The 16,318-nt window shown below is 71.3% G+C and carries 14 protein-coding genes and 2 pseudogenes; 11 read left to right on the top strand and 5 right to left on the bottom strand.

Going from position 1 to position 16,318, the window contains the following annotated elements:
• The first annotated feature begins 449 nt into the window (after positions 1 to 449).
• Positions 450 to 1,069: pseudogene (locus tag ACFYWX_RS34455) on the top strand (hypothetical protein).
• A gap of 114 nt (positions 1,070 to 1,183) precedes the next feature.
• Here ACFYWX_RS34455 and ACFYWX_RS34460 read toward each other — a convergent pair.
• The 3 genes from ACFYWX_RS34460 to ACFYWX_RS34470 form a co-directional block, all read right to left on the bottom strand.
• Positions 1,184 to 1,708: a hypothetical protein gene (locus tag ACFYWX_RS34460; RefSeq protein ID WP_389428757.1), complete on the bottom strand. Its 525-nt coding sequence runs from the start codon at positions 1,706 to 1,708 to the stop codon at positions 1,184 to 1,186.
• A gap of 225 nt (positions 1,709 to 1,933) precedes the next feature.
• Positions 1,934 to 2,698, bottom strand: coding sequence for a hypothetical protein (locus ACFYWX_RS34465; RefSeq protein WP_389428758.1), 765 nt, complete (start codon positions 2,696 to 2,698; stop codon positions 1,934 to 1,936).
• 15 nt (positions 2,699 to 2,713) lie between these two features.
• The gene (locus ACFYWX_RS34470) at positions 2,714 to 2,842 is read right to left on the bottom strand and encodes a hypothetical protein (protein ID WP_389428759.1); all 129 of its coding nucleotides are present in this window, start codon (positions 2,840 to 2,842) and stop codon (positions 2,714 to 2,716) included.
• A 751-nt stretch (positions 2,843 to 3,593) separates the two neighbouring features.
• Here ACFYWX_RS34470 and ACFYWX_RS34475 point away from each other — a divergent pair.
• From ACFYWX_RS34475 to ACFYWX_RS34490, 4 genes are all read left to right on the top strand, one after another.
• Entirely contained in the window at positions 3,594 to 4,580 is a 987-nt protein-coding gene (locus tag ACFYWX_RS34475; RefSeq protein WP_389428760.1) for an SCO0930 family lipoprotein, read from the top strand.
• Positions 4,581 to 4,869: 289 nt separating this feature from the next.
• On the top strand, positions 4,870 to 5,682 hold the full coding sequence (locus ACFYWX_RS34480) for an SAM-dependent methyltransferase (RefSeq protein WP_389428761.1): 813 nt from the start codon (positions 4,870 to 4,872) through the stop codon (positions 5,680 to 5,682).
• Complete coding sequence (locus tag ACFYWX_RS34485; RefSeq protein WP_389428762.1) at positions 5,679 to 7,823, top strand: putative bifunctional diguanylate cyclase/phosphodiesterase; 2,145 nt, start codon at positions 5,679 to 5,681, stop codon at positions 7,821 to 7,823. Before ACFYWX_RS34480 ends, ACFYWX_RS34485 begins: the two co-directional genes overlap by 4 nt.
• A gap of 50 nt (positions 7,824 to 7,873) precedes the next feature.
• Entirely contained in the window at positions 7,874 to 8,260 is a 387-nt protein-coding gene (locus ACFYWX_RS34490; RefSeq protein WP_389428763.1) for a DUF4440 domain-containing protein, read from the top strand.
• Between the two features lie 67 nt (positions 8,261 to 8,327).
• Here the strand turns inward: ACFYWX_RS34490 and ACFYWX_RS34495 are convergent, their stop codons facing one another.
• Positions 8,328 to 9,170, bottom strand: a complete 843-nt coding sequence (locus ACFYWX_RS34495; protein WP_389428764.1) for a LysR family transcriptional regulator — start codon at positions 9,168 to 9,170, stop codon at positions 8,328 to 8,330.
• Positions 9,171 to 9,298: 128 nt separating this feature from the next.
• Here ACFYWX_RS34495 and ACFYWX_RS34500 point away from each other — a divergent pair, with 128 nt between their 5' ends.
• Positions 9,299 to 10,192 carry an NAD(P)H-binding protein gene (locus ACFYWX_RS34500; protein WP_389428765.1) on the top strand — a complete coding sequence of 298 codons (894 nt, stop codon included), beginning with the start codon at positions 9,299 to 9,301 and terminating at the stop codon, positions 10,190 to 10,192.
• 7 nt (positions 10,193 to 10,199) lie between these two features.
• On the opposite strand, the gene ACFYWX_RS34505 is transcribed toward ACFYWX_RS34500, so the two are convergent.
• The gene (locus tag ACFYWX_RS34505; protein WP_389428766.1) at positions 10,200 to 11,084 is read right to left on the bottom strand and encodes a LysR family transcriptional regulator; all 885 of its coding nucleotides are present in this window, start codon (positions 11,082 to 11,084) and stop codon (positions 10,200 to 10,202) included.
• 120 nt (positions 11,085 to 11,204) lie between these two features.
• Here ACFYWX_RS34505 and ACFYWX_RS34510 point away from each other — a divergent pair, with 120 nt between their 5' ends.
• From ACFYWX_RS34510 to ACFYWX_RS34530, 5 genes and pseudogenes are all read left to right on the top strand, one after another.
• A complete protein-coding gene (locus ACFYWX_RS34510) occupies positions 11,205 to 11,876 on the top strand; it encodes a succinate dehydrogenase (protein WP_389428767.1) in 672 nt (223 codons plus the stop codon).
• Between the two features lie 2 nt (positions 11,877 to 11,878).
• Positions 11,879 to 13,831, top strand: coding sequence for a fumarate reductase/succinate dehydrogenase flavoprotein subunit (locus tag ACFYWX_RS34515; RefSeq protein WP_389428768.1), 1,953 nt, complete (start codon positions 11,879 to 11,881; stop codon positions 13,829 to 13,831).
• The gene (locus ACFYWX_RS34520) at positions 13,828 to 14,574 is read left to right on the top strand and encodes a succinate dehydrogenase/fumarate reductase iron-sulfur subunit (RefSeq protein WP_389428769.1); all 747 of its coding nucleotides are present in this window, start codon (positions 13,828 to 13,830) and stop codon (positions 14,572 to 14,574) included. Before ACFYWX_RS34515 ends, ACFYWX_RS34520 begins: the two co-directional genes overlap by 4 nt.
• Positions 14,575 to 14,860: 286 nt before the next feature.
• The gene (locus ACFYWX_RS34525) at positions 14,861 to 15,634 is read left to right on the top strand and encodes a GNAT family N-acetyltransferase (RefSeq protein ID WP_389428770.1); all 774 of its coding nucleotides are present in this window, start codon (positions 14,861 to 14,863) and stop codon (positions 15,632 to 15,634) included.
• Positions 15,634 to 16,152, top strand: a pseudogene (locus ACFYWX_RS34530) (lysophospholipid acyltransferase family protein); the annotation flags it as partial. The gene ACFYWX_RS34525 and the pseudogene ACFYWX_RS34530, both read left to right, overlap by 1 nt.
• Positions 16,153 to 16,318 lie beyond the last annotated feature (166 nt).

Genomic DNA, 16,318 nt, shown 5'->3' on the forward strand with positions numbered 1-16,318 from the left:
TGATATCGCATTACATGCTTTTCTTACGGCGTGTCAGCTCACCAGGACGGACCATTCCCGAAATGCGGTCGGAAGAAAGGCATCTGAGGGTCTATTCGGGAGGCGCTTTCTCGCCGATCGACCGGGGACGGGTCCCGGGGCGCCTTCCGCGGAGGTTCACATGCGTACTCCTCGTGCCCTGGCGGTCGCGGCCGCCGCGGTCTCCGTCCTCGGCCTCGCCGCCCCGGCGGCCGTCGCGGACGGCATGGGCAACAGCGGCGCCAACGCCTACGTCAACAATGGCGGCGACGGCGGCGGGAACGGCTTCGGCGGTAACGGTGGCAATGGCGGTAATGGGGGAGGCAACGGCTTCGGCGGCAACGGCAACGGCAATGGAAATGGCAACGGCAACGGCTTCGGGGGTGACGGGAACGGGAACGGCCGCGGCAACGGCTTCGGGGGTGACGGGAATGGGAACGGGAACGGCCGGGGCAACGGCTTCGGGGGTGACGGCAACGGCAACGGCAATGGGAACGGTCGCGGCAACGGCTTCGGGGGCGACGGGAACGGGAACGGCCGCGGCAACGGGGGCGGGGGTGACGGGAACGGGGACGGGAACGGTCGCGGCAACGGGGGCGGCAACGGCCTCGGTGGCAACAGCGGTGGCAACGGCAACAGCGGCATCGTCAGCAACATCGTCGCCCTGCCCAGCGTGATCGCCCGCGGCGGTCAGCTGACCGTCACGGTCGACGGATGCCCGGGCGGAGGCACGGCCAACTCCCCGGCGTTCACCTCGCCGGTGAACCTGCGCCGGGTCGGCGGCACCAACGGGACCGCGAGCGGAACGGCGACGATCCGCGACAACGCCAACCCGGGGCCGTACAGCATCACGGTCAACTGCAACGGGCGTGCCCCGCTGACCCGCGACGCTGCCTTCACCGTCCTCGGCGGTGTCCGTGGCGGTCTCGGCGGCAGCAGCTCCAGCGGGGCGACCCCGACCGACGTGGCCATCGGCGGTGCGCTCGTGGCCGCGGCGGTCATCGGAGGCGGCGTGTTCTGGATGCGCCGCCGCTCCGAGAAGAGGATCTGAGCCCGCCCCCGCTCACCTCTTTCTTTCCTCGGCGCACGTCGCCCGCACGTGAACAGGCGTCCGCCCCGGCTCCCAGGAACGGGACCGGGGCGGACGCCTGCGTGGTGGTGGAAGTCAGGCGCCGTCCGAGGCGGTGCGGCGGCGGGTGAAGCGGTACGCCGCACCGAGCGAACCGGCGACCAGAGCGGCTCCCAGCGCGACGTCTCCGAGATCGAACCCGGAGCTGCTGCCGCCCGCACCGGCGTGGACACCCCCGGGGACCCGCGACGGGCCGGCCGGGCGGCCCCCGGCGATGGTCAGGTCCTTGACCGCGCCCAGGCCCCCGCACATGAACGTCACCCGGTACACGGCCCCGGGCGTGGCGTCCCGGGCGACCAGGGCCGTCGCCCTCGTCGACCTCGGCGCGATGGTGACGGTGTCGAAGACCTCCGACGACACCGTCACGCGCCCCCGGCAGCCGCTGGTGTCGCGGTCCACGAGCAGGCTGACCTGCCCGCCCGCCGCGATGGTGGAGGGCAGGACGTCGTAGCCGACGGACATGACGTAGTGGTCGCCGTGGCCGGCGACGACGCCCGGGGCGCAGGAGGCCAGGGCGCCGACGCCCAGCAGTGCGGCCGAAGCGACGGGTATCGCGCGCATGGTGGATCCTCCGGGTCTGTGAGGAGCAGCCGCGGACCTGTTCCGGCGGCGCCGAAAACGCACCTCGATGACCGAAACGCTAGGAAGAGGTGCCCGGCACCGCGATCGCAGTCGCCCGAACGGGGCATGCGCGCGGGCCGGACGGGGGAACGGTGTTCCCACGGCCGGGGGACGGCACGGCGTGGTGCCCACCCCTGGCCGGATCCTCGCGCGCGTGACCTCTCGTCAGCCCTTGGCGCCCGGGAAGAGGGCCAGGAACGGCTCCGCGGACGCGGTGATGCCGCGACTGTAGGGCGCGTCGAAGTCCCAGATCAGGAAGAGCAGGAAGGCGATCAGCGCGGAGAACAGCCCGGCGAGGACGAGTTCGCGCGGGGTCCGCCTGATCTGGAGGGCGAAGACCATTCCGATGGTGATCACCGCTCCGGCCAGCAGCCCGAACCACACCACGCCGGGCATGGTCGGCTCGATCGAGTTCGAGCGGGAGGTGCGCGCCTGGTCCGCGGCGGCCACCTGGTCGACGAGCGGCTGGTACGCCTGGGCCTCGAAGTCCGTCTGCGGCTCGTAGTCGGTGATGTCCGCGCGGACGCGCTCCAACAACTCGTCACCGCGCTCCGTGACACGGCCGTCGTCGGCCATCGTCTTCCACTCGGTGGTGACGACGTGTCCGACATAGGTGTTGACGTCACCCCGAATACGGTCGCGGGTCTCGACCGGATAGACGCGGACGCGCTCCGAGATCTCGTGCAGCGCCTGGGCCTCCGCCTGGACGTGGTCCTGGGCCACGCTGCGCGCCTCCCAGACACCGGCGATGGCCAGTCCCAGGACGATGGCGTACACCACACCGATCCACATCGTCATGTACTCGATGACGTCCGGGGTCTCGGACGGGTCCTCGTCCTCGGACACCGAACGGTGCCTCAGGAAGGTGATGACGACCACCACGGCACACGCGGCAGCCATCGCGAGGGTCAGAACAAGCCATTCCGGCAAGGGTTTCTCCAGGGATCAGCGCGGACGGAGCGCGGCGACGGCGACCACCGCGGGCACCGTGATGAGCAGGACGTGGGTGAGGGGCGACGTTCCCCCGTGCGCCGGCCGCTTGCGCGGCGGGGAGTGGTACTGCGGGTAGCTCACCGGCCGCACGGAGGGACGCGGGGCCGGTTCCGGCGTGGGCGGCGGTGTGGGGGTGGGGGTCGCCGTGGGCGGTGGGGGTGGAGTGGGTGGAGTGGGTGGAGTGGGTGCCGGGCGGGGAGCAGCGGGCTGCGGTGCCGGTGGGGGAGGGGGCGGCGGAGGCGGTGGCTCGGGCGTGGGTGTGGGCGTCGGCCTCGGCGGCGCGGGTGTGGACTTGGACGGCGTGGGCGTGGGCGGGGGGCTCGGCGGCGGTGTGGGAGTCGGCGTCGGTGTCGGGCACGGCGGGGGTGTCGGCACCGGGCAAGGCGGAGGCGTCGGCCAGGTGTGGCTTCCGGCGACCGCCACCGCCACGGTGCCGTTCGGGCCCGTCGAGGCGGACGCGCAGGCGTCGGCCGTCGCGGTGCCGGCCGGTGCGCCCACGAGGATCCACGTCAGTGCCGCCAGGGCCAACGCCCGTGTGACGAAAGGGGATCGGGTCGGTTCGGATGCATGCACGACGAGGATCATGAGCCCTCGCGCGCGGGCGCGCGCCCAGGCCGCGGGAAGATTGGTCCGAACGAGCGAAGTTCGGTTCGTGGTGTTTGCCGCACGCTCTTCCGAGGCCCGTCATAGCGCCGTCGGGATCCTCCTTCACAGCCCTTGGAAAGAATTTTCTGCCGCCGTTGAACACAACCGCCACCCCCATGCGTACTCATGACCGTGCGGCGGCTCAGCAGGGCGCTGCAACACCTGTTGTGATTTTGGGGAGTTGACGATGAAGACCTCCTGGCGGAGCGCCTCACTCGTGGCGAGCGCCGTGGCCGTGCTGGCGCTGACGACGGCGTGCGGTCAGGAATCCGGCACCGCGTCGAGTCAGAACGTGGGTGCCACGGCCGCGGCCGGCGCAGGCACTGTTGCCGGTACCGGCGATTACGGAAGTGTGGGCGCGGGCGGTGCCGGCACCGGCGGAACGGTCGGTTCCACCGCTCCTTCCGCCGCCGCCTCCGTGCCCGCGGCGTCGGGTGTCGGGGCCGGGAAGCTGGCCGTCTCCACCAACGCCGAACTCGGCGAGGTGCTGACCGACGGCAACGGCATGACCCTCTACCGTTTCGACCAGGACACCGCGGAACCGCCGAAGACGAACTGCAACGGCGACTGCGCGACCGCCTGGCCGCCGGTGCCCGCGGACGACGCGGCCGCAGGTGAGGGCATCGACAAGTCCACGCTCGGCGAGGTCACCCGCGCCGACGGCACCAAGCAGCTGACCATCGGCGGCTGGCCGGCCTACCGTTACGCCAAGGACAAGTCCGCCGGAGACGTCAACGGCCAGGGCGTGGGCGGCAAGTGGTACGCGCTGGCCCCCGACGGCAAGAAGGCAAAGGTCTCCGACCTGCCCGGGCTGTCCACCCGCAAGGACCCCAACCTCGGCGAGATCGTCGTCGACAAGAACGGCATGACGGTCTACCGCTTCGTCAAGGACAAGGCATGGCCGAAGCCCGTCTCGGCCTGCGTCGGTGCCTGCCTCGAGAAGTGGCCGGTCGTTGCACCGGTCGAGGCCAACGACACCGAGGGTGTCCAGAAGAAGGGCCTGATGAGCTTCACCCGGCCCGACAACAACGTCAAGCAGATGACGGTCAACTGCTCGCCGATCTACACCTTCGCCGGTGACAAGGCCCCTGGCGACATCAACGGTCAGGGCGTCGGCGGCACGTGGTACGCCGTGGCCCCCGACGGAAAGCTGGTCGGCGCGCCGAAGCAGTAGAGATCACCTCCCCAGGGCCGATCCCTCGCCCGCTCCGGTGTGACTGACCCCTGGTCCGCCCCCCTCCGCGCCGCACGGAGGGGGGCGGACCGCTGTCGTGGTCGCCTTGTGTGGAGGTGTCCCTCTTTCGCACCGCTTTTCACGCCGCTTTTCACGCCGCGTCAATTCGGCACGTGCCTCAGGCAGTGACCGGGAACGGACGGTCAATTTCCGTTTCCGCTCGTTCTTTTGGCGGGCGATCAGTAGCCTCTGCTCGAACACCGGATCGCCTAGCGCCTTGGAGAGATAGATGGAGCGTCCCGCCTGGGCCCCACGGAGCATCGACATCTCGGTGCCCAGCGTCTCGCGGATCTACGACTACTACCTGGGCGGTTCGCACAACTTCGAGGTCGACCGGGAAGCAGCCCGCAAGGCCATGGAGTTCATGCCGGGACTTCCGAAGATCATGCAGGCGAACCGGGCGTTCATGCGCCGGGCGGTGCGGTTCGCGGCCGACGAGGGCATCACTCAGTTCCTCGACATCGGCTCGGGCATTCCCACCTTCGGCAGCGTCCACGAAGTGGCCCGAGCGGCAAGCCCCGGCGCGCGCGTGGTCTACGTCGACCACGACCCGGTGGCCGTCGCGCACAGCCAGGCGGTGCTGGCGGACAACGCGGACGCGGACGTCGTCGCGGCCGACCTCCGCAAGCCGCAGGAGATCCTCTCCAGCTCCCAGGTTCTCGACCTGATCGACCTGAATCGGCCAGTGGCGCTGCTTCTCGTTGCCATACTGCACTTCGTGGAAGACGCGGACGACCCGTACGGTGCGGTGGCCGAGCTGCGCGAGGCGCTCGCGCCCGGCAGCCTGCTGATCCTGACGCATGCCTCGTACGAGGGAATCCCGCTGCCGCCGGAGCGGGCCGAGGGCGCGGTGGACGTATACAAGGACATTCGCAACCCGCTGATCATGCGCTCGCGTGACGAGATCGCGCGGTTCTTCGAGGGGTACGACATGGTGGAACCGGGACTGGTGCCGATGCCGCGCTGGCGGCCGGAGACGGCTCCGGAGGACGAGGATCCCTATGCCTTCTCCGGTTTCGCCGGCGTGGGGCGTACGGCGTGACCGCGGAGCCGGACGGGCCGGAGGACAGACTGCGCCGGTTCGCCACGATCTGGAGCCGGGCGGTGTTCCCGGTGACGTCGACCTCCCTGACGCGGCCGGAGTTCGAGGAGGAACTCCTGCCGCTCGCCCGCCGGTTGAGCGAGGCGCTGCGGGCCAGGGCGTTCGACGCCGAGGCCGCGAAGGCGGTCGGCGCCGCACTGGTCGACACGCACTGCACCGACCCCGAGGCGCTCAGCCACAGCCTGGACTGCGTCGACGCCTATCTGGTGCTCTACTGCGGCGAGGACGGCCACCAGGAGGAGCTGCGCACCCGCTGCTCCCGGTTGCAGCACGCCATGGCCGCCGGGTTCGCGCAGGCCCTGCGCGAGCGCACGCTGGCCGAGCAGGAGGCCATCGCGCAGGCCGCGTTGCAGGCCCAGGGCGTGGTGGCACAGGCGCTGCACGCGAGCGAGGCCCGCTTCCGCGCGGTCTTCGAGGGCGCCGCCATAGGCATCGGCATGGCCGACCTCGAAGGCAACGTCCTCCAGGTCAACGGGGCGCTGCTGCGCATGTTCGGCGGCTCCGAGCAGACCGTGCGCGGCCGCAACGTCCGGGAGTGGACGCACGCCGACGACGCCCCGCAGGTCTGGCGGCTCTACGAGGAGCTGGTGACCGGCGAACGCGAGCACTACCACGTGGAGAAGGCCTTCTACCGCCCTGACGGAACGGTCCTGTGGACCAACCTCACCGTCTCCCTGCTGCGCGACGCCGACGGCAGACCCCAGTACCAGCTCGCCCTCATGGAGGACACCACCGAGCGCCGCCTGCTCAACCTGCGGCTGCGCTACGAGGCCACCCACGACGCGCTCACCGGCCTGCCCAACCGCACCCTGTTCTTCGAACGCCTGGAGAAGGTGCTGGGCGCCGGCGAGGGACAGCGGTTCGGGCTGTGCTACCTCGACCTCGACGGCTTCAAGACCATCAACGACAGCCTCGGTCACGCGGCCGGCGACCGGCTGCTCGTCGAGGTCGCCGACCGGCTCCAGTCCTGCGCGACCGCGCCGGGCGAGATGGTCGCGCGCCTCGGCGGCGACGAGTTCGTGGCGTTGACCACCGGTCCCGAGACCCGGCGCGAGGTCGACGAGCTCGCCGCGCGCATCATGAACGCGTTGATCGCCCCGGTCAGCGTGGACGGCCGGGACCTGACCGTGCGCGGCAGTATCGGCATCGTCGAGGGAGCCGCGGGGGAGCGCAGCGCCGCCGAGGTGCTGCGCAGCGCCGACATCACGATGTACCGGGCCAAGTCCGCGGGCGGCAACCGCTTCGAGCTCGCCGACCCGGAGGCCGACGCCCGCGCCATCACCCGCAACGGGCTCACCACGGCGCTGCCGACCGCCCTGGAGCGGGGCGAGTTCTTCATCGAGTACCAGCCGCTGGTCCACCTCGGCGACGGCAGCGTGCGCGGCGCCGAGGCCCTGGTGCGCTGGCTGCACCCGCAGCACGGGGTGCTCGGCCCCGACCGCTTCATCCCGCTCGCCGAGCACACCGGACTGATCGTGCCGCTGGGCCGCTGGGTCCTGGAGCAGTCCGTGCGCCAGGCCCGCGAGTGGCGAGAGCGGCACGGCGGAAACGCGCTCACGGGCCCGCTCCGCGTCAACGTCAACCTCTCGCCCTGCCAGCTCACCCACCCCGGCCTGGTCCAGGACACGGTCGACATCCTGGAGCGCGAGGGCCTGGAGCCGGAGGCGCTCTGCCTGGAGGTCACCGAGTCCGCGCTGATCGGTGCCGACGACGACCTGCTGAAGCCGCTGCGCCGCCTCGCGGAGATGGGCGTCGACATCGCCCTGGACGACTTCGGCACCGGCTACTCCAACCTCGCCAACCTGCGCCGCCTCCCGGTCAGCATCCTCAAGCTGGACCGCTCCTTCACCCAGAGCATGCAGCAGTTCCCGGCCGACCCCGTCGATCTCAAGATCGTCGAGGGGATCGTTTCCCTCGCCCACAGCCTGGACCTCGCGGTCACCGTCGAGGGCGTCGAGACCGGCGCCCAGGCCGAGCAACTCCGCATACTGGGCTGCGACACCGCCCAGGGCTGGTACTACGCCCGCCCGGGCCCCCCGGAACGCCTGCACGAACTGGCACTGGTGGACGCCACCGGGTGACGGCCGTAACCCGGTGGCAGGAGCGGCGGGGGCACAGCGATGATCTTCGGATGACCGATGAAACAGACGCCGTGAACCAGGCGATCGCGGGCGAGCTGGCCCTCACGGACCCCGCCGTCCGCTCCACCCGCGCCCGCTACGAGAAGCTGTTCGACCCCGAGTACGTCGAGGTGGGCTCCTCGGGCCGACGCTACACGTACGAGGACATGATGGCCTGGCTGCCCGACCACGCGGGCAGCTCGGAGGGCGGCCCCCGCTACGCGCCGTCGGCCATCACGGGCGTCGTCCTGGCCCCCGGCCTGGTCCACCTCACCTACGAAACGGACTTCGACGGCCAACGCGCCCGCCGCACCTCGCTCTGGCGCAAACAGAACGAGGAGACCGGCTGGCGCATGTACTACCACCAGGGAACACCGGTACCGCCCGGCGCCGAGTAGCGGCCGCGCCCGCCGTCCGCTCGCTGGCCGGCCGCCCGGGACTATGGGCAGTCGAAGTGCTGGATGCTCAACTCGCCGCGCGTTCGCCCTTCTCGTCCGCCACCGACACCGCCGCCCGTACCAGCGCCGCCGTCGCCGTCGAGCGGGACCGCTGGGGCCAGGCGACGGCCAGGACGGCGGCGGGGGCGTCCCGGACAGGGCGGTAGACGACGCCCGGCCGGGGATAACGGTCGGCGACCGACGCGGGGAGCAGGGCGAAGAGGTCGCCCAGGCCGACGAGCGTGAGGAGCTGGGCGAGGTCCCGGCCCCTGCCGCGGACCTCGTCGATGTACCGGTGTGCCTCGTCGAGCCGCAGGCCCAGGTCGGCGAGGCCCAGCCCGGCCCGGGCCGCAAGGGGGTGGCCCACGGCGAGGGCGGCCACGCGCGGTTCGACGGCCAGGGTTTCCGCATCGAGGCCGGTCCGGTCGTACGGCTCGTAAACCAGGGCGACATCGGCCTCGCCCTGGCGCAGCAGCCGGGACTGCTCCTGCCACGCGCACAGCCGGAAGGTGACCGGCAGCGCCGCCGGCTCCGACGCGTACCGCGCGAGGATGGCCTCCAGCAGCCCCGCGTCCCCGTCGGCCTTCATGGCCAGGACCAGCTTCGGCTCGTCGGCCGCCCGGCGTGCCCGTCGCCCGGCGGCCTCCAACGCCTCCAGCGCGAACCGGGCCTCCGCCAGGAGGACCTCTCCCGCCGGGGTCAGCGCGACGCTGTGAGTGGTGCGCTCGAAGAGAACGGCTCCCAGCTCCGACTCCAGCTGACGGATCGCCCGGGACAGCGGCGGCGGCGAGATGCCCAACCGCTCCGCGGCACGGGCGAAGTTGAGCTCCTCGGCGACGGCGACGAAGTAGCGCAGCGGCCGGGACTCCATGGACCTGCGCCCCCTCCCCTCGGTATTGCCCTGAGGGTAACAAGCGTGAGCGGACCGGTCCTTCAGTTCGGGACGGGCAGGCACCAGGCTCAGGAACATCCCAACAGGTCCTGTTCCAGGAGCAGTTCATGATTGTTGTCACCACCCCGACCGGCCAGATCGGCCGTGAGGTCGTCACCCGCCTCCTCGACGCCCACGTGGGCTCCGCACCGGTCCGGGTGATCGTCCGCGACCCTGCCGCACTCACCCCGCAGGTCCGCGAGCGCGTGGAGGTCGTCCAGGGGTCGCACGCCGACCCCGCCGTACTGAAGGAGGCCTGTCAGGACGCCGACCGCGTGTTCTGGCTGGTCCCGCCGACCCCCGGCGCCGACAGCGTCGAGGGACACTTCCGGGCCTTCACCGAGCCGCTGTGCGAGGTCGTCGAGGCCCGGGGGCCCGGTCGGGTCGTGGCCGTCTCCACCATGGGGCGCGGCACAGCGCGGAGCGCCGGACAGATCTCCGCGTCGCTGGCGATGGACGACGCGATCGCCGCCACCGGCGTCCACTACCGGGCGCTGTGCCCGCCGTCCCTGATGGAGAACGTGCTCCACCAGATCGCCTCGGTCCGCGACGCGGGCGTGTTCTCCACGACCCAGGTCCCCGACCGTGTGCTGCGCCTCTGCGCCACCCGCGATGTCGCGGCCACGGCCGCCCGTCTCCTCCTCGACGACTCCTGGACCGGCCAGGAGGACGTTCCCCTCGCCAGTGCCGACGACCTGACCCCCGAGGGCGTGGCCGGCGTCCTCTCCGAGGTGTTCGACCGGCCCGTACGCGCCCGGTTCGAGGACAGCGCGGACCACAGGGCGAGGATGATCCGCTTCGGGGCGACCGAGGCATGGGCGCAGGGGCTCGCCGACATGATGGACGCCCAGAACGCCCAGGGCATCTACGGCGCCGCCCAGCCGACCACCCCCGACCTCGCCCCCACCGGCTTCCGCCAGTGGTGCGAGGAGGTGCTCAAGCCGGCGGCTCTGAGGCGCTGAACCGCACTCATCGCTCCAGCAGCATCCGCTGCAGCTCCCTTGCCGCCCGCGGTGGTGCCACATCGCTGCGGTGTGCGAGGGCGATCGCACGGTGCAGGCCGGGCCGGGCGAGCGGGGTGACCCGCAGACCCCGGCCCGACCGGGCGGCCACCATCCGGGGCACGACGGCCACCCCGAGCCCGGCCCGGACGAACCCGAGCACCGCGTCCATCTCCCCGCCCTCGACCGCGAAGTCCGGCTCGAACCCCTCCGCCCGGCACGCGGCCACGGTGAGTTCCCGCAGGTCGTAGCCGTGCCGGAACATCACCAGGCGCTCACTCTCCAGATCGGCGATCCGGACGGTCCGCCGCCCGCCGCCCGGCTTCGGCGCCTCGGGGGAGGACACCACGACCAGGTCCTCGCGCAGCAGCTCCACCGTCGTCAGGGCGGGGGACGGCGTCGGCAGCGGCAGCACGACCAGGGCGAGGTCGAGGGCGCCCCGGGCCAGCTGCCGTACGAGATCGTGCGAGCCGCCCTCCTCGATCAGCAGCCGGATGCCCGGGTAGCGGTCGTGGAAGGCACGCAGCACGTCCGGCAGCAGACCCGTGCACAGGCTCGGGGTCGCGCCGAGGCGGACCCGGCCGCTGCGCAGCTGCACCAGCTCCTGCACCTCGTAGCGCGCGGTCTCCGTGTCCGCGAGGATCCGGCGGGCCAGCGGCAGCAGCGCCTCGCCCGCGTCGGTGAGCGTGATGTTGCCCCGTGCACGCTGGAACAGATCCGCGCCCAACTCCCGCTCCAGTGCCCTGATCTGCTGCGACAGCGAGGGCTGCGCGACATGGACCAGTTCGGCGGCCCGGGTGAAGTGCCGGGCCTCGGCCACGGCCACGAAGTACTGGAGCTGCTGGAACTGCATCCAGCCATGATAGGCACAGGCTATGGAAACGAGCCGGACCATGTCTTGGACCGATGAGGGGTACCGGCTCTAGCGTCTTGAACCATGGCTCTGGCAACGCGGACGGACCGACGGTCGTCCATGGCACGCACCGTGTGGGACTCCACCGTCGGCAAGAAGACAGTGATGGCGGTCAGCGGGCTGATCATGCTGCTGTACCTGGTCGTCCACATGATCGGAAACCTCAAGATCTTCTTCGGTCCGGGCGAGTTCAACCACTACGCCCACTGGCTGCGCACCGTCGGCGAGCCGTTCATGCACTACGAGTGGACGCTCTGGCTCGTCCGCGTCGTGCTCGTGGCCGCCGTCGTCGCCCACGCCACGTCCGCGTACCAGCTCAGCCGCCGCGACATCAGGGCGCGGCCCAGCAAGTACGTGCACAAGAAGCCGCGGGCGAGCTACGCGACGCGCACCATGCGCTGGGGCGGGATCATCCTGGGCCTGTTCATCGTCTGGCACGTCCTGGACCTGACGACCGGCACCGTGCACTCGGGCGGCTTCCAGGAGGGCCACCCGTACCAGAACGTCGTGGACACCTTCTCCACCTGGTACGGCAACGTCGTCTACATCGTCGCGATGCTCGCGCTCGGCCTGCACGTCCGGCACGGCTTCTGGAGCGCCGCCCAGACCCTCGGCGTCGGCAGCCGCACCCGCGACCGCGCCCTGAAGACCGTCGCAGACGTCCTCGCGCTGCTGCTCACGGCCGGCTTCATCGCCGTACCCGTGGGCGTCATGACCGGAGTGGTGAGCTGAAGATGACCGCTGAGTACACGAACTACGCGACCGGTGAACCGGTCCTCGACGCCAAGGCCCCCTCCGGCCCCGTGAACGAGCGCTGGGACAGGCGCCGTTTCGAGGCCAAGCTGGTCAACCCCGCCAACCGGCGCAAGCACACGGTGATCGTCGTGGGCACCGGACTGGCCGGCGGCTCCGCCGGCGCCACCCTCGCCGAACAGGGATACCACGTCGTCCAGTTCTGCTACCAGGACTCCCCGCGCCGCGCCCACTCGATCGCCGCGCAGGGCGGCATCAACGCGGCGAAGAACTACCGCAACGACGGCGACTCCGTCCACCGCCTCTTCTACGACACCGTCAAGGGCGGCGACTTCAGGGCGCGCGAGTCCAACGTGCACCGGCTCGCCCAGATCTCGGTCGAGATCATCGACCAGTGCGTGGCGCAGGGCGTGCCCTTCGCCCGGGAGTACGGCGGTCTGCTCGACACCCGCTCCTTCGGCGGCGTCCAGGTGTCGCGGACGTTCTACGCCCGCGGCCAGACGGGCCAGCAACTGCTGCTGGGCGCCTACCAGGCCCTGTCGCGGCAGATCGCCGCCGGCAACGTGGAGATGCACCCCCGCACCGAGATGCTCGACCTGATCGTGATCGACGGGCGGGCGCGCGGAATCGTCGCCCGGGACCTCATCACCGGCAAGATCGACACGTACTTCGCGGACGCCGTCGTCCTGGCCAGCGGCGGGTACGGCAACGTCTTCTACCTGTCGACCAACGCCATGAACTCCAACGCCACCGCCATCTGGCGGGCGCACCGGCGGGGCGCCCACTTCGCCAACCCCTGCTTCACACAGATCCACCCGACCTGCATCCCGCGCACCGGCGACCACCAGTCCAAGCTCACCCTGATGAGCGAGTCGCTGCGCAACGACGGCCGGATCTGGGTACCGAAGGCCAAGGGCGACGACCGGCCGCCGCACCGGATTCCCGAAGACGAGCGCGACTACTACCTGGAGCGCATCTACCCGTCCTTCGGCAACCTGGTCCCGCGCGACATCGCCTCCCGCGCCGCGAAGAACGTCTGCGACGAGGGCAGGGGAGTCGGCCCCGGCGGTCAGGGCGTCTACCTGGACTTCGCGGACGCCATCAGGCGGATGGGACGCAAGGCCGTCGAGGCCAAGTACGGCAACCTCTTCGACATGTACCAGCGGATCACCGACGAGGATCCGTACGAGGTGCCGATGCGGATCTACCCCGCCGTGCACTACACGATGGGCGGCCTGTGGGTCGACTACGACCTCCAGACCACCGTCCCCGGCCTGTTCGCGATCGGTGAGGCCAACTTCTCCGACCACGGCGCGAACCGACTGGGTGCCTCGGCCCTCATGCAGGGCCTCGCCGACGGCTACTTCGTGCTGCCGGCCACCATCAACGACTACCTCGCCCGCCACCCGCACGAGGGCGAGGTGAGCGACGAACACCCCGTCGTGCAGGAGGTGTTGGCGGAGACCCAGGACCGGCTCAACCTGCTCCTGTCCGTCGACGGCGACCGCACCCCCGATTCGTTCCACCGCGAGGTCGGCGAAATCATGTGGGAGTTCTGCGGAATGGCGCGCACGGATGCCGGGCTGCGCAAGGCACTCGAACGCCTCCCGCAGATCCGCGAGGAGTTCTGGCGGCGCATCAAGGTGCCCGGCACCGGCGAGGAGTTCAACCAGTCGCTGGAGAAGGCCAACCGCGTCGTCGACTACCTGGAGCTCGCCGAGCTCATGTGCCTCGACGCCCTGCACCGCGCCGAGTCCTGCGGCGGCCACTTCCGCGAGGAGTCCCAGACGCCGGACGGCGAGGCCGCCCGCAGGGACGACGAGTTCTCGTACGCGGCGGCCTGGGAGTTCAACGGGACGGGCGAAGCCCCGACCCTGCACAAGGAAGACCTGGTCTTCGAGTACGTCCACCCCACCCAGCGGAGCTACGCATGAGGCTCACCCTGCGCGTCTGGCGGCAGAAGAACGCCGACGCCGACGGCGCCATGTCCACGTACGACGTGGACGGCATCTCGCCCGACATGTCCTTCCTGGAGATGCTCGACACGCTCAACGAGGAGCTCATCCTGCGGGGTGAGGACCCGGTCGCCTTCGACCACGACTGCCGTGAGGGCATCTGCGGAGCGTGCTCCCTCGTCATCAACGGCGACGCGCACGGGCCGGAGCGCACCACCACCTGCCAGCTGCACATGCGGTCCTTCGAGGACGGCGACACGATCGATGTGGAGCCGTGGAGGGCGTCGGCGTTTCCGGTGATCAAGGACCTGGTGGTCGACCGGACGGCGTTCGACCGGATCATCCAGGCGGGTGGGTACGTCACCGCGCCGACCGGTTCCGCCCCGGAGGCGCACGCCACTCCGGTGCCGAAGCCGGACGCCGACTTCGCGTTCGAGCACGCGGAGTGCATCGGGTGCGGGGCGTGTGTGGCGGCCTGCCCCAACGGGGCGGCGATGTTGTTCACGTCGGCGAAGGTGAATCATCTGAACGTGTTGCCGCAGGGGGCGCCGGAGCGGGAGACGCGGGTGCTGGACATGGTGGGGCAGATGGATGCGGAGGGGTTCGGGGGGTGCACGTTGGCTGGGGAGTGTGCGACGGCTTGTCCCAAGGGGATTCCCTTGGTGTCCATCACCAGCATGAACAAGGAGTGGCTGCGGGCTGCGCGGAGGGTGAAGCGGTAGCGCCGTAGGAGGAACTGTCGTCTTCGGGGTGCGGGTGGGGTGTGGCTGGTCGCGCAGTTCGCCGCGCCCCTTGGGGCGTTGAAATGAACGTTCGCCGAGAAGTGCGGACGGGCGGGACCGGGAGTGGTGCTCATCCCCGGTCCCGTCTGGCTTCTCCGAGGTGACCCTGGCATTCAACAACCGCACATCCGCTCTCCTGGCACCCGTCACGTCCGCGCCAACCGGGGTCGGGAGAAACGAGGGGTAGCGCCACCGTCCCCGAAGTGGCCCGTCCCTGGAGTGAGCCATGACCGGCGTTTCCACGCTCGACCGTCCCTCGCAGAACGTGGCACCCACCCGCTACACCGTGACCCTCGCCCGCGACGAGGCCGACGTGCGGGCCGCGCAGCGGCTGCGGCACGAGGTGTTCGCCGGGGAGATGGGAGCCCTGCTGAACTCCCCGCAGCCGGGTCTCGACGTCGACCCGTTCGACGCGTACTGCGACCACCTGCTCGTACGGGACACCCTGACCGGCCAGATCGTCGGAACGTACCGGCTGCTGCCGCCGGAGCGCGCCGCGGTGGCCGGGCGGCTGTACTCGGAGAGCGAGTTCGACCTCACGCCGCTGGACGCGATCAGGCCGGGCCTCGTCGAGGTCGGCCGCTCCTGCGTGCACCCCGACCACCGGGACGGCGCGGTCATCGGCCTGATCTGGGCCGGGATCGCCCGCTACATGGTGGACCGCGGCCACGAGTGGCTCGCCGGCTGCTGCTCCATCCCCCTCGCCGACGGCGGCGCCCTCGCGGCCGGGGCCTGGGACCGCGTACGGGAGAAGTACCTGGCGCCCGAGGAGTACCGCGTGCGACCGCTGCTGCCGTGGGCGCCGAAGGAGACGGCCGCCGCTCCCGCGCGCACCGAACTCCCCGCCCTCCTGCGCGGCTACCTCCGCCTCGGTGCCTGGGTGTGCGCCGAGCCCGCGCACGACCCGGACTTCGGGGTCGCCGACCTGTACGTGCTGCTGTCGATGCGCCGGGTCAACGCGCGCTACCTGCGGCACTTCCTCTCCCTCGTGCCGGCCTGATGAGCGTCTGGCTGCCCAGCGCGCCCTGCACCCCGCGGGCGTGCGTGGAGGCGACGGGGTCCGCCGCGGCCGTGCCGCGGGCCGTTCTGCGGCTCGCGGCGGTCGTGGCGCTGGTCCTGGCCGGGGTCGTGCTGACGCCACTCGGCGGGAGGATCCCCGCCGGGGCGGTGCGCTGGTGGTGCCGGGCGATCGTGCGGGCCGCCGGGGTCCGGGTCCGTGTCACCGGCGGCGCCGCGCCCAAGGGCGGGCTGCTGCTGGTCGCCAACCACATCTCGTGGCTGGACATCCCGCTCCTTGCCGCCGTCCGCCCGGCCCGGATGCTCGCCAAGGCCGAGATCCGGCGGTGGCCCGTGGCGGGTGCGCTGGCCGCGCGCGGCGGTGTCCTGTTCATCGACCGCGACCGGCTGCGGGCGCTCCCCGACACGGTCGCGCGCCTCGCGCGGGCGCTGCGTGCCGGGGAGGCCATCGCGGTGTTCCCCGAGGGAAGTACCTGGTGCGGGCGCGCCCAGGGCCACTTCCGCCGGGCCGTCTTCCAGGCCGCCCTCGACGCGGGGGTCCCGGTCCAGCCGGTGCGGATCCGCTACCGGCTCGCCGGGGGAGCGGCCAGCACGGCGCCCGCCTTCGTCGGCGACGACTCGCTCCTCGCCTCGTTGTGGCGGGTGGTCGCGGCCCGCGGTCTCACGG

Source organism: Streptomyces sp. NPDC002888, from assembly GCF_042888465.1.
Lineage (GTDB): Bacteria > Actinomycetota > Actinomycetes > Streptomycetales > Streptomycetaceae > Streptomyces.

Coding starts and splice junctions, on each gene's coding strand:
- ACFYWX_RS34460 (WP_389428757.1), bottom strand. CDS start 1,708: ATGCGCGCGATACCCGTCGCTTCGGCCGCACTGCTGGGCGTCGGCGCC.
- ACFYWX_RS34475 (WP_389428760.1), top strand. CDS start 3,594: ATGAAGACCTCCTGGCGGAGCGCCTCACTCGTGGCGAGCGCCGTGGCC.
- ACFYWX_RS34480 (WP_389428761.1), top strand. CDS start 4,870: ATGGAGCGTCCCGCCTGGGCCCCACGGAGCATCGACATCTCGGTGCCC.
- ACFYWX_RS34490 (WP_389428763.1), top strand. CDS start 7,874: ATGACCGATGAAACAGACGCCGTGAACCAGGCGATCGCGGGCGAGCTG.
- ACFYWX_RS34495 (WP_389428764.1), bottom strand. CDS start 9,170: ATGGAGTCCCGGCCGCTGCGCTACTTCGTCGCCGTCGCCGAGGAGCTC.
- ACFYWX_RS34500 (WP_389428765.1), top strand. CDS start 9,299: ATGATTGTTGTCACCACCCCGACCGGCCAGATCGGCCGTGAGGTCGTC.
- ACFYWX_RS34505 (WP_389428766.1), bottom strand. CDS start 11,084: ATGCAGTTCCAGCAGCTCCAGTACTTCGTGGCCGTGGCCGAGGCCCGG.
- ACFYWX_RS34510 (WP_389428767.1), top strand. CDS start 11,205: ATGGCACGCACCGTGTGGGACTCCACCGTCGGCAAGAAGACAGTGATG.
- ACFYWX_RS34515 (WP_389428768.1), top strand. CDS start 11,879: ATGACCGCTGAGTACACGAACTACGCGACCGGTGAACCGGTCCTCGAC.
- ACFYWX_RS34520 (WP_389428769.1), top strand. CDS start 13,828: ATGAGGCTCACCCTGCGCGTCTGGCGGCAGAAGAACGCCGACGCCGAC.
- ACFYWX_RS34525 (WP_389428770.1), top strand. CDS start 14,861: ATGACCGGCGTTTCCACGCTCGACCGTCCCTCGCAGAACGTGGCACCC.